This is a genomic window from Phocaeicola sp. (assembly GCF_057861905.1).
Genome location: NZ_DBMACV010000084.1, coordinates 1 through 12,923, shown reverse-complemented (window position 1 = coordinate 12,923; position 12,923 = coordinate 1). Strand labels below are relative to the sequence as shown.

Below are 12,923 nucleotides of genomic sequence, written 5' to 3'. Positions count from 1 at the left end.
TGAAAGTTTTGTTTTCTGAAAAATCTTTCAAGCCTATATATTTTGTCTATAATACCAAGTGCCTTTTCTGAATTTTCTCTGTCGTTATCTCTACTTTCCAAAAACTTTCTTCTTATATGACTAAGACAAGATAACCTTTGAATTTTATTATTTTCGTTTTCTCCTATAGACTTATATGCCGAATATCCATCTGTTTGAATTGTACCTATATAGCTTTCTAATATGTTACTGATTACATTCCTGCTTCTAGAGCCATCTTCATAAGCAAAGAAAGTCAATTTACTTCTGGTGTTAACAAGCCCCCACATATATTCTTTCTTTGCATGATGGACATCTTCATCAATTACAGAGATTGTCTCCTTTCTTGCTTATACTGGATTGTTATAGAATTCTCAACGTACTTTGCTCCATATAATTTTTCCCATTGGTTAATCCAGTCAGAAAAATCCCAATAAGGAACTTGGTGAAGTTTGCAAAACTTTTCAAGTGTCATTCCACTCTTCAAATATCGTGCATAAAGGACCTGAGCTTCTGAGTGTGATAATGCCATAAATTTTTTATCCTTCCAATATTTAATTATTTCCTATACTTTTGTGAAGGACAAAGATATTATGGATAAAATGTTTAATAAAGATGAGGAAATCGGATGCTTACATAAGAAATACGCCCCTACGACCGACAACAAAGAATCTTTTATTGTTTTATCTTTATACAAGAATTCCAAAGTCTAAAAATAAAAAGGCTGTTTCAATTTCTTGAAACAGCCTTTCATATGAAGAATTAGATGATCCTTAATTACATAGTTAATTCTTTTTCCAAAGCATCATATTCAGCCTTATTGAGCTTCCAGTAAATATTCAGCAAATACTGTCCCCACAACTGTCTGTTATCCGGCTTAAGTTCTTTAGCCTTTTCATAGTTCGGTTTTGCTTTTTCATAAAGCTCTTTGATTTTTGCTTCATTCTCAGCATACTTCGGATCATCCATAGAAATTTTACTATTTTCTTCTACGATAAGCTGTGCTGGGAAGAAATAGCAGTCACCAATCTTAGAATAAGCTTCAGCTACGAAATCCGAGTTCTTTGCAATAATAGAATTGAATGTTGCTATAGCAGCATCATAATCTTTCTTTTCATACTGCAGTACACCTTTTACATACAAGAAGTACGGAGTTTCATTCTTAGCCAAAACCTGATCGATTTCAGTCAAACCATCATCGATTCTGCCCTTCTGAATATAATAATCCATCAAGTTACCGATGAAATATTCCTGAGCTGGGAATCTTTCTGTACCTTCTTTGATAGTAGCCAACCACTGAGTTGAATCAGGATTTTCTCCTTTACCATAAGCTTCAGCCAAGCACATCAAAGCTCTGTAACCTTCTTCCTTGTGAGATTTACCTACAGTTGCATATTTGATAACAGCAGCCTTATCATTCAAAGAATTTGCAGCCAACGCAGCGTAACATGCGATTAACGGAGTCAATGTATCGTTTTTAACGGCAGCTTCATCTTCAAACATCGGATTTTCAGCAGCATCAACATACAAGCCAAAGAATTTCAATGCATTTGCATAATTTCCTGAGTTGTAAGCATCCGAACCACCATTAGTCAAGTTAGGACGAACTGTAGCCAATGTCTTTGACAATTTCTTTCTCAATTTAGGCTTTTTCAATTCTCCACTCTTTACCTTTGCCTGTTCTACCTCATCACACTTTGTATAATACTCGAACATTTTAACCAAGCTGTTATACAATTTCGATGTATCTGCCTGACCACCAGGCAAATAAAGTTTCATGTTTTCCTCATCGTAAATTGCTTTCTGGAAATCACCAGCCAACTTCCATGTTTCAGGATCGTTAGCAGTTGAAGGATCCACCAAAGCCGGTTCAATAATCTGCGCTGCCTTTACAGGATCGCTTTTAGCAGATTTAGCTTCCTTCACAACACTTTCCTGTGCTGATACGGCACATGCTGTAAGGAATAAAGCTGTAGTAAACAATACTTTTTTCATAACTGTTTTTGATTTAGTAATACAAATATATTCAATTTATTTATTCTTGCTTTTCTTCAGCAGAATTTTCTTCATTAAAAGGTTCACCATCCACAGAAACAGAGTCTTCACTATCTACATTTTCCTCTTCTGTCTCAGATGTTACCTTACAAACTGAGCCAATCTGATCGTTACGTTTCTCGAGGTCGATTAGACGAACACCCTGCGTTGCACGTCCCATGATACGAACATCTGCCACATGCAAGCGAATCGTGATACCCGACTTATTGATAATCATCAAATCGTTTTCGTCTGTTACCGATTTGATAGCCACCAGTTTTCCGGTCTTATCTGTGATGCTCAAGGTCTTGACTCCCTTACCGCCACGATTCGTCTTACGATAGTCCTCAATATCCGAACGTTTTCCATAACCGTTTTCCGAAATAACCATAATGGTTTCTTTCTGCGGATCTTTGATGCATATCATTCCGATAACCTCATCAGAACCATCTTCATCGAGAGTGATACCACGAACACCTGTAGCCGTACGTCCCATCTCGCGGACTGCACTTTCGTGGAAACGAATAGCACGACCATTACGATTAGCAATTACGATTTCATTATTTCCATTCGTCATACGAACTTCGATAACCCGGTCGTCTTCACGAATTGTAATAGCATTTACACCATTCTGACGCGGACGAGAATACTGCTCAAGCAATGTCTTTTTAATCACGCCATTCTTCGTACAGAACAATACATAATGGCTGTTAATAAATTCAGTATCATTCAGATTCTTCACACGCAGATAAGCAGTTACCACATCATCTGCATCGATATTCAGCAAGTTCTGTATAGCACGTCCCTTCGAAGTCTTGTTGCCCTCCGGTATTTCATATACTTTCAACCAGTAACATTTACCCTTCTGAGTAAAGAACATCATGGTATTGTGCATTGTAGCCGGATAGATATGTTCGATGAAATCTTCATCGCGCGTTTCACTACCCTTCGATCCTACTCCCCCACGATGCTGTGCACGGAACTCAGACAACGGAGTACGCTTGATGTATCCCAGATGCGAAATAGTAATTACCATTTCATCGTCAGCATAGAAATCTTCCGGATTGAACTCTTCGGAAGCATATACGATTTCAGAACGACGCTTGTCACCGTATTTCTCCTTCACTTCGATAAGCTCATCCTTGATAACCTTCTTACAGAGCTCCTCGTTGGTCAGGATTTCTTCGAAATAAGCAATCTGCTTCATCAGTTCCTCGTACTCTGCATGCAACTGATCCTGCAAGAGTCCTGTAAGCTGACGAAGACGCATTTCCACAATAGCGCGCGACTGAATTTCAGACAACTGGAAGCGGTCCATCAAATTTGCTATCGCTTCATTCGGAGTCTTTGCCGCACGAATAATACGGATGACTTCATCAATATTATCGGAAGCGATTATTAAGCCTTCCAAAATATGAGCACGTTCCTTTGCCTTACGCAAATCATACTGTGTACGGCGAATAACCACCTCGTGGCGATGTTCAACAAACAGACGAATCAAGTCTTTCAGGTTCAACAACTTCGGTCGTCCATGTACCAAAGCAATATTATTCACCCCGAAAGAGGTCTGCAAAGCCGTCATCTTGAACAATTTATTCAATACAACACTTGCGTTGGCATCACGTTTTATATCGATTACGATACGCATACCCTCACGGTCTGACTCATCGTTTACATACGAAATTCCCTCTATTTTCTTTTCGTTTACCAGAGCTGCGATATTCTCGATCAGCTCCTTCTTATTTACGTTATAAGGAATTTCATTTACGATAATCTTATCATGCGTAGGATGCGATTCGATTTCAGTCTTAGCACGCATAACCACACGTCCACGTCCGGTTTCATAAGCATCGCGCACCCCGCTGATACCATAAATATATCCTCCGGTCGGGAAATCGGGAGCCTTGATGTAGTGCATCAGACCATCTATATCAATATCATTATTATCAATGTAAGCGACACATGCATCTATTACTTCCGACAAGTTATGCGTTGGCATATTTGTAGCCATACCGACCGCAATACCCGAAGCACCGTTTACCAGGAGATTAGGAATACGAGTAGGCATTACAGTTGGTTCCTGCAGCGTGTCATCGAAGTTATTCGTAAAGTCAACAGTTTCCTTATAAAGATCCTGCATCATATCTTCACCAATCTTCTTCAGACGTGCTTCAGTATAACGCATGGCAGCCGGGCTATCACCATCAACAGAACCAAAGTTTCCCTGTCCGTCGACCAGCGGATAGCGCATTGCCCAATCCTGTGCCATACGAACCAGTGCTCCATACACGGAAGAGTCACCGTGTGGATGATATTTACCTAAAACTTCACCAACGATTCTTGCTGCTTTTTTATATGGCTTGTCCGAAGTATTTCCCAGTTCCATCATTCCGTATAAGATACGGCGATGTACGGGTTTGAAGCCATCTCTTACATCCGGAAGGGCGCGAGCAACGATTACTGACATAGAGTAGTCGATGTACGACTTTTTCATTTCCTCCTCGATGTTGATTTTTATTATTCTGTCTTGTTCTTGCATTGAAACAAAATTAGTTATTATTTAGATCTCTCTGGCTTATTAAAAACCACGCTAAAGTACGACATTTTATTGAAATGGCAAAAAAAAAGCTGAAGTTTTAGCCATACAGCCCTCTCTGCCGCTATTCTACCGCGAAACCTTCCTATGGCAAAATTTGTTATATATAAATAACGACACCGCAAAACAACGTCAAAGAAGAGACAGAAAGGCAAAGTTCACTTGAAGAATGCTACTTCTGCGCGAAAAACCTTATCCATTTGGCATGATTTTTGTTAAATAGAAAGAAAGAACTTAATCATATTATTTATATAATGTATCTTTGCAAAAAGAAAGTGTTTTAGGAAGAGACTCAAATTTATGAACAACCCATTTTCACAAAGAATATCCGATGTAATACAGTTCGGCAAAGAAGAGGCCAACCGATTACGCAATAACTATATCGGTCCCGAACATTTGCTGTTAGGCATTATTCGCGAAGGCGAAGGTAAAGCTGTCCAGATTTTGGAAAGCTTGTATGTGGATTTGAAACAAGTAAAAAAGGAAATAGAAGATGAACTCAGATTGGCGGCCGAAGCTTCCGACAATTATTCAGAAGAAATTACATTCAATGAAAAAGCTTCAAAAATATTAAAAATGAGTATACTGGAGTCGAGAATGCTGAAAAGCCCGACTACAGATACAGAACATATGTTATTGGCCATTATGAGAGAAAACCAAAATAGAGCTTCGCAAGTATTGGAAGAAAACGAAGTTACCTACCAAAAAGTAATGGATAAACTCGTCCCGAAGGCGGAACCGCAAGGCGGACTGGACTTTGGCGAAGAGGAGGAAGATGAGGATGAAGGCATCCGCCGCCAGCCTACAGGGAATGGCGACAGTTCTTCTTTCTCACAAGAATCCAGATCGGCAACCCGCACCCAGCAACAAAAGCCCAACAATGACACACCTGTTCTCGACTCGTTCGGTACAGATATGACGAAAGCCGCTATGGAAGGGAAGCTGGATCCGATTGTAGGACGTGAAAAAGAAATAGAACGACTGGCACAGATTCTGAGCCGACGCAAGAAGAACAATCCGATTCTGATTGGAGAACCGGGTGTTGGTAAATCGGCTATCGTAGAGGGACTTGCCTTGCGTATCATCGAGAAAAAAGTATCACGCATTTTGTTCGACAAACGCGTGGTGGCACTCGACATGACAGCTGTAGTAGCCGGCACCAAATATCGCGGACAGTTTGAAGAGCGTATACGCGCCATCCTTAACGAACTGAAGAAGAATCCGAATATTATCCTCTTTATTGATGAAATACACAATATTGTAGGAGCCGGTTCTGCCGCAGGTTCCATGGATGCAGCCAATATGCTGAAGCCTGCCCTGGCTCGTGGAGAAATACAATGTATCGGAGCAACGACTCTTGATGAATACCGTCAGAACATTGAGAAAGACGGTGCTTTGGAACGACGTTTCCAGAAAGTCATCGTCGAACCGACCACTCCGGAAGAAACACTCCAGATTCTACAGAACATCAAGGATAAGTATGAGGAACATCACAATGTTACTTATACCGACGAAGCACTGCAGGCATGTGTCAAATTGACAGACCGGTACATTACCGACCGTAATTTCCCCGATAAAGCCATCGATGCGATGGATGAAGCCGGCTCACGCGTACATTTAAAGAATATCACTGTCCCGAAAGAGATTGAAGAACAGGAACGGATGATAGACGAAGCGCGTGCGCATAAGAACGACGCCGTACGCTTGCAGGACTTCGAACTGGCAGCCAGCTTCCGCGACCGTGAGAAATCGCTGATGAGTGAGCTGGAAGAAATGAAACAGCGCTGGGAAGAGAGCCTGAAGGAAAACCGCGAAACAGTCGACAAGGATCAGATTGCCGATGTTGTTTCCATGATTTCGGGCATCCCCGTGCAACGAATGGCACAGGCTGAAGGAATTCGACTGAGAGGCATGAAAGAGCAGTTGCTCTCGAAGGTCATCGCACAGGACAAGGCTGTCGATACTTTGGTAAAAGCTATTCAGCGAAGCCGTGTGGGACTGAAAGATCCGAATAAGCCGATTGGTACTTTCTTGTTCCTTGGCCCTACCGGTGTGGGAAAGACTCATCTGGCGAAAGAACTTGCCAAGCAGATGTTTGGCTCGGCCGATGCGCTGATTCGTATTGATATGAGTGAATACATGGAAAAATTCACTGTGTCACGACTCGTAGGAGCTCCTCCGGGATACGTTGGCTACGAAGAAGGTGGTCAGCTGACCGAGAAAGTTCGCCGGAAACCCTACTCTATCGTCTTGCTGGATGAAATAGAAAAAGCACATTCCGACGTGTTCAATCTGTTGCTTCAGGTGATGGACGAAGGACGCTTGACTGACAGTTATGGCAGAACCGTAGACTTCAAGAATACAGTCATCATCATGACTTCAAACATCGGAACCCGTCAGTTGAAAGAGTTTGGCAAGGGAATAGGTTTCGCTGCCCAGACTCGTACCGACGATAAAGAATATTCGCGAAGTGTGATAACAAAGGCATTGAACAAATCGTTCGCACCCGAATTCATCAACCGTCTGGACGAAATCATTACATTCGACCAGCTTGATATCGAGGCTTTGACCAAGATTATCGAAATAGAGCTGAAAGGACTGTACGAACGCATTGAATCTCTGGGATATAAATTGGAAATCGACGATGAAGCCAAACGTTATGTCGCATCGAAAGGCTACGATGTTCAGTTTGGAGCACGCCCGTTGAAACGTTCCATCCAGAACAATCTGGAAGACGGTCTGGCAGAACTTATCCTCAATGAAGACCCACAAAATGGAGATACCATCCACGTCGGCATGAATCCGGAAGGAAACGGACTGAAGATGGAAATAATAAAATAGACGGACAACAAGAGCGTATTGCAATCCGAATACAGACAAAATGTCAGGCGTAAATCGTCTGGCATTTTTTTTGTCTTAGCCCCACTGTTTTCTAACAAAAAATAAAATATAGTAAAACTTAAATATAAAAATTATGCAGAAAGGTAATATTGGGGTAACGACCGAGAACATCTTCCCCATCATTAAAAAATTCTTATATAGCGATCACGAAATATTCCTTCGTGAATTGGTTTCGAATGCAGTCGATGCAACACAGAAACTAAAGACTCTTTCATCTACAGGCGACTTCAAAGGTGAGCTGGGAGATCTTACAATTCATGTTAAGGCAGACAAGGACACTATTACCATCTCCGATCGTGGACTGGGACTTACTGCCGAAGAAATAGATAAGTATATCAACCAGATTGCATTCTCCGGAGCAAACGACTTCTTGGAGAAATATAAAGAAGATGCCAATGCGATTATCGGACATTTCGGATTAGGTTTCTATTCGGCTTTCATGGTAGCCAAAAAGGTAGAAATCGTAACTCGTTCCTACAAAGAAGGCGCAAAGGCTATCAAATGGAGCTGCGACGGAAGTCCTGAGTTTACGCTGGAAGATGCTGAAAGAGACGACCGTGGTACCGACGTCATCCTGTACATAGACGATGACTGCCGCGAGTTTCTGGAACCGTCACGCATTCAGGCTTTGCTGAACAAGTATTGCCGCTTCCTGCCCGTACCAGTTGCTTTCGGAAAGAAGAAAGAGTGGAAGGACGGCAAGCAGGTAGATACAGACGAAGACAACATCATCAACAGTACTTGCCCTATCTGGACAAAGAAGCCAAGTGAGCTGAAAGATGAAGACTACAAGCAGTTCTACCGCGACTTGTATCCGATGTCGGACGAACCGTTGTTCTGGATTCACCTGAACGTAGATTATCCGTTCAACCTGACAGGTGTACTCTACTTTCCGAAAATCAAGAGCAACATCGACTTGCAGAAGAACAAGATTCAGTTGTACTGCAATCAGGTATATGTAACGGATTCGGTTGAAGGCATCGTACCGGACTTTTTGACATTGCTTCACGGTGTCATCGACTCACCGGACATTCCATTGAACGTTTCTCGTTCTTACTTGCAGAGCGATTCGAATGTAAAGAAGATTTCTACTTATATTACCAAGAAAGTAGCCGACCGCTTGCAGGCTATCTTCAAGAACGACCGTAAGGAATTTGAAAACAAATGGGATGACCTGAAGATTTTCATCAACTACGGTATGCTTACTCAGGAAGACTTCTACGAAAAAGCAAGCAAGTTTGCCCTGTTCAAAGATACAGACAGCAAGTATTATACCTTCGAAGAGTATCAGACACTGATTAAAGATAACCAGACCGACAAGAACGGAAGCCTGATTTATCTGTACGCCAACAACCTCGACGAACAGTATACTTACATTGATGCGGCCAAGAACAAGGGCTACAATGTTCTGTTGCTCGACGGACAACTGGATGTTCCTATGATTAACATGCTGGAACAGAAGTTCGAGAAGAGCCACTTCACACGTGTGGACAGCGATGTTATCGACCGTCTGATTGTGAAAGAAGAGCAGAAAGGAGAAGAACTTGCAGATACTAAACGAGAAATCTTGTCTACAGTCTTTACCGGTCAACTGCCGAAAGTTCAGAAGACTGAGTTCCACGTAGAAACACAAGCCATGGGTGAAACAGCAGCTCCTATCATCATCACGCAGGCCGAATACATGCGTCGTATGAAGGAAATGGCCAATATCCAGCCGGGCATGAGCTTCTATGGTGAAATGCCTGACATGTTCAACCTTGTCCTGAACAGCGACCACCGACTCATCAAGCAGGTACTGGAAGATGCAGAAGCTGCCTGCTCTGAAAAACTGGTTCCGGTTGAATCGGAAATTGCCATGCTGAAACTGCGTGAAAAAGAACTTCACAAAGCTCACGAAGGCAAGAAAGATGAGGAAATCCCGACCACAGAAAAAGATGAGTTGAACGATGTGGAAAAGAAACTCGACGAACAGAAGAAGCAGAAGACTGATATCATCAATGAATATGCTGCCGGAAACAAGGTAGTACATCAGTTGATTGACTTGGCATTGCTGCAAAACAACATGCTGAAAGGAGAAGCCTTGACAAACTTCGTAAAACGAAGCATCGAACTGATTTAAGGTCTTTCTCTAAAATAACATATAGAAAGCCGTACGAGGTTGATAGGCCCCGCACGGCTTTTTTTATATCTTCCTCTCCGACTTGCAGCATCAGGTAAGTCAGTGTACCACAGCTCCATACTCCATTGTCGGCACATGAAGCAATACACATCGTGTCCTTTCGGAAAATTTGTCTTGACGTTTTCCGAAAATTTGTACAAAAACAAATATTTTTTGTACAAAAAATACGGGAAACTTCTCCAGCTTCTCCGGCAAAGACCGTCAGCTTATAAAAGAACGGACCGGATGATTTTTTTCAAGGCTGAATTGAATTTCTTCTTTTCCTTGTACAAGAAATAGTTTTTTTCTATCTTTGGTTTTATATCATCAACAATCCCGACTAATGAAAAAAATACTATATACACTTTTCCTGCTTATCTTCCTATCCGGCACTCTTCACGCACAGAAAGTCGGACTCGTATTAAGCGGTGGAGGTGCTAAAGGTCTGACGCATATAGGTATTATTAGAGCACTGGAAGAAAACAATATTCCTATCGATTACATTGCAGGAACCTCTATGGGTGCCATTATAGGTTCGCTGTATGCCATGGGTTACTCGCCCGACGACATGGAAAAGCTGTTGAAATCGGACAGTTTCAAACGCTGGTATACCGAAAACATTGAAGAGAAATACATTTACTACTTCAAGAAAAACCCTCCGACTCCCGAATTTATCAACATCCGTGTTTCCTTAAAAAATCCGCTGCACAAAGTAAAGACTCAGTTCCTTCCTTCGAGTGTGGTAGACCCTCTGCAGATGAATCTTGCTTTTCTCGAATTGTTCGGACAGGCTACAGCAGCGTGCCAGAACGATTTCGACAAACTTTTCATACCTTTCCGCTGTGTGGCATCGGATGTATACAACAAAAAACCTATGATATTCGAAAACGGTGATCTGGGAGATGCAGTACGTGCTTCCATGAGTTTTCCCGGCATGTTCAAGCCCATCGAAATCGATTCTACGCTGGTATACGACGGTGGAATATACAATAATTTCCCGGTCAATGTCATGGTAAACGACTTTCATCCGGATGTCATCATAGGAAGTGTGGTAAGTTCCAATCCGGGGAAGCCGCAGGAAGGAGATATCATGGGGCAACTGGAAAACATGATCATGCAGAAGACGGACTATTCACTACCCGATTCGCTGGGAATCCTGATGACGTTTAAGTACGACAACGTGAACCTGATGGATTTCGACCGCTTCGACGAACTGCATGACAACGGATATAAGCGCACCATGCAGCTCATGGATTCTATCAAGGCTCGTATTCCTCGCCGTGTCAACTATCGCCAGCTTGAGCTGAAACGAATCGCCTACAAGAAAAATATGCCCGAATTGCGGTTCAGGGATATAAATATTCAGGGAGGCAGCGAACAGCAGAAAAGGTATATACGCAAGGAGTTTCATACCTCAGACCAGGGTTTGTTTTCGCTGGAGGATTTACGTAAGGGGTATTTCCGCCTGATGTCCGACAATATGATTTCCGAAATTATCCCCCATGCCGTCTACAATCCGGCCGATTCCACCTTCAACCTTCATCTTAAGGTCAAAATAGAAGACGACTTGTCACTGCGCGTCGGAGGAAACGTTGGCTCAAATAGAGCCAACCAGATTTATATAGGAGGGACTTACCATAACTTGAACAATTTCTCGAAAGAAGTTTCCCTCGACGGACAACTGGGACAGATTTACAATAATCTGCAAATATCGGGACGCATAGATATACCGACCTATATTCCGACTTCGTTCCGCCTGGTAGCATCGACTTCTTCGTTCGATTACTTCAAACAGGAAAAGATTTTCACCAAGGGAAGTACCCCTGTCTTCAACAAGAAGAAAGAGCACTTTGTCAAACTGCTGGTTTCGCTTCCTTTCCTTACACGACAGAAGGCCGAATTCGGAATAGGCATCGGAAAACTGCAGGACCAGTATTTCCAAAGCAATGTAATCGACTTCAACAACGACAAGAACGACATCAGCCGCTATACCATATTCGGCGGTTCTGTAGCCATGGATGGAAATACATTAAACAGTAAACAATATCCTACGGCAGGGCGAAGAGAACGGCTTGTGGCCAATATATATACCGGAAGAGAGTATTTTCAAGGTGGTTCGACTCCCGACCCTTACAATGGCTCATATAATTATGTGCAGTCATGGCTGCAAGTATCGTATGAAATGGAACGCTACTATCCCCTTTCTTCCAGATTTGTATTGGGAAACTATATTCATGCCTACTATTCTTCGCGCAATTTCAGCCAGAACTATACGGCAACCATGATGCAGGCCGGAGAATTCGCTCCTACTGTCCACAGCAAAATTACCTACAATGAAGCATTCCGGGCCAATCAATTCATCGGAGCAGGTGTCATGCCTATTTTTCAGATAACGCCGGTCTTTCATGTAAGAGCAGAAGTTTACGGCTTTGCTCCGATTTTTCCGATAGTATGCAATGAAGAATCGAAGGCTTCTTACGGAAAACTCTTCAGCCGGATAGAATATATGGGAGAATTGTCACTGATAGTAAAGCTTCCTTTCGGCGCAATCAGTGCTTATCTAAATCACTATAGCTCACCATCTAAGAACTGGAATATAGGCCTTACACTGGGCTGGCAGATATTTGGATCGCGGTTTATCGAATAAAAAATCTGCAAAAAATAGCTGGAAATATTTGGAAGTTTCGGAAAAACCTCATACCTTTGCACCCGTTAAGAAAAAAGACATGGCCGCGTAGCTCAACTGAATAGAGTAGCTGACTACGGATCAGCCGGTTACAGGTTTGAATCCTGTCGCGGTCACCCTCTTCTTTCTGACAAAATAAATGAAGAATTGGTCGCGTAGCTCAACTGAATAGAGTAGCTGACTACGGATCAGCCGGTTACAGGTTTGAATCCTGTCGCGATCACTCTTCTGAATTGAAATATTGAAAGAATTGGCCGCGTAGCTCAACTGAATAGAGTAGCTGACTACGGATCAGCCGGTTACAGGTTTGAATCCTGTCGCGGTCACTCTTCTTTATTGAAAAATTGAAAATTATTGGCCGCGTAGCTCAACTGAATAGAGTAGCTGACTACGGATCAGCCGGTTACAGGTTTGAATCCTGTCGCGGTCACAAAGAGGGTGTGTCGTAATACGCGATTCACCCTCTTTTCTTTATCAACGATAAGAGTGTAGTTAACTTTTTCAGGCAGCGATATTCAGAAGATAATCTC

The 12,923-nt window shown here is 42.4% G+C and carries 6 protein-coding genes and 4 tRNA genes; 7 read left to right on the top strand and 3 right to left on the bottom strand.

Translation table 11 applies throughout. From position 1 onward, the window contains the following. The 3 genes from ACZM60_RS13070 to gyrA form a co-directional block, all read right to left on the bottom strand. Positions 1–308 (bottom strand): IS66 family transposase (locus tag ACZM60_RS13070; protein ID WP_489521716.1); only part of this gene is annotated, 308 nt, incomplete at its 3' end. Positions 309–795: 487 nt separating this feature from the next. After that, on the bottom strand, positions 796–2,013 hold the full coding sequence (locus ACZM60_RS13065; RefSeq protein ID WP_021971834.1) for a tetratricopeptide repeat protein: 1,218 nt from the start codon (positions 2,011–2,013) through the stop codon (positions 796–798). A gap of 40 nt (positions 2,014–2,053) precedes the next feature. Continuing rightward, a complete protein-coding gene (gene gyrA / locus ACZM60_RS13060) occupies positions 2,054–4,591 on the bottom strand; it encodes a DNA gyrase subunit A (protein WP_340318510.1) in 2,538 nt (845 codons plus the stop codon). Positions 4,592–4,948: 357 nt separating this feature from the next. Between gyrA and ACZM60_RS13055 the strand changes: the two genes are divergently transcribed. The 7 genes from ACZM60_RS13055 to ACZM60_RS13025 all read left to right on the top strand — a co-directional run bounded on the left by ACZM60_RS13055 (position 4,949) and on the right by ACZM60_RS13025 (position 12,823). Next, positions 4,949–7,489: an ATP-dependent Clp protease ATP-binding subunit gene (locus tag ACZM60_RS13055; RefSeq protein WP_340318511.1), complete on the top strand. Its 2,541-nt coding sequence runs from the start codon at positions 4,949–4,951 to the stop codon at positions 7,487–7,489. Positions 7,490–7,622: 133 nt separating this feature from the next. Next, positions 7,623–9,668: a molecular chaperone HtpG gene (htpG, locus tag ACZM60_RS13050; RefSeq protein ID WP_021971831.1), complete on the top strand. Its 2,046-nt coding sequence runs from the start codon at positions 7,623–7,625 to the stop codon at positions 9,666–9,668. 382 nt (positions 9,669–10,050) lie between these two features. Continuing rightward, positions 10,051–12,354, top strand: coding sequence for a patatin-like phospholipase family protein (locus tag ACZM60_RS13045; RefSeq protein WP_489521715.1), 2,304 nt, complete (start codon positions 10,051–10,053; stop codon positions 12,352–12,354). A gap of 81 nt (positions 12,355–12,435) precedes the next feature. Beyond that, positions 12,436–12,509, top strand: a tRNA-Arg gene (locus ACZM60_RS13040). 33 nt (positions 12,510–12,542) lie between these two features. Then, positions 12,543–12,616: transfer RNA gene (locus ACZM60_RS13035), tRNA-Arg, on the top strand. A 29-nt stretch (positions 12,617–12,645) separates the two neighbouring features. Next, positions 12,646–12,719 (top strand) — tRNA-Arg (locus tag ACZM60_RS13030). Positions 12,720–12,749: 30 nt separating this feature from the next. Continuing rightward, positions 12,750–12,823 (top strand) — tRNA-Arg (locus ACZM60_RS13025). Positions 12,824–12,923 lie beyond the last annotated feature (100 nt).

Coding starts and splice junctions, on each gene's coding strand:
- htpG (WP_021971831.1), top strand. CDS start 7,623: ATGCAGAAAGGTAATATTGGGGTAACGACCGAGAACATCTTCCCCATC.
- ACZM60_RS13055 (WP_340318511.1), top strand. CDS start 4,949: ATGAACAACCCATTTTCACAAAGAATATCCGATGTAATACAGTTCGGC.
- ACZM60_RS13045 (WP_489521715.1), top strand. CDS start 10,051: ATGAAAAAAATACTATATACACTTTTCCTGCTTATCTTCCTATCCGGC.
- ACZM60_RS13065 (WP_021971834.1), bottom strand. CDS start 2,013: ATGAAAAAAGTATTGTTTACTACAGCTTTATTCCTTACAGCATGTGCC.
- gyrA (WP_340318510.1), bottom strand. CDS start 4,591: ATGCAAGAACAAGACAGAATAATAAAAATCAACATCGAGGAGGAAATG.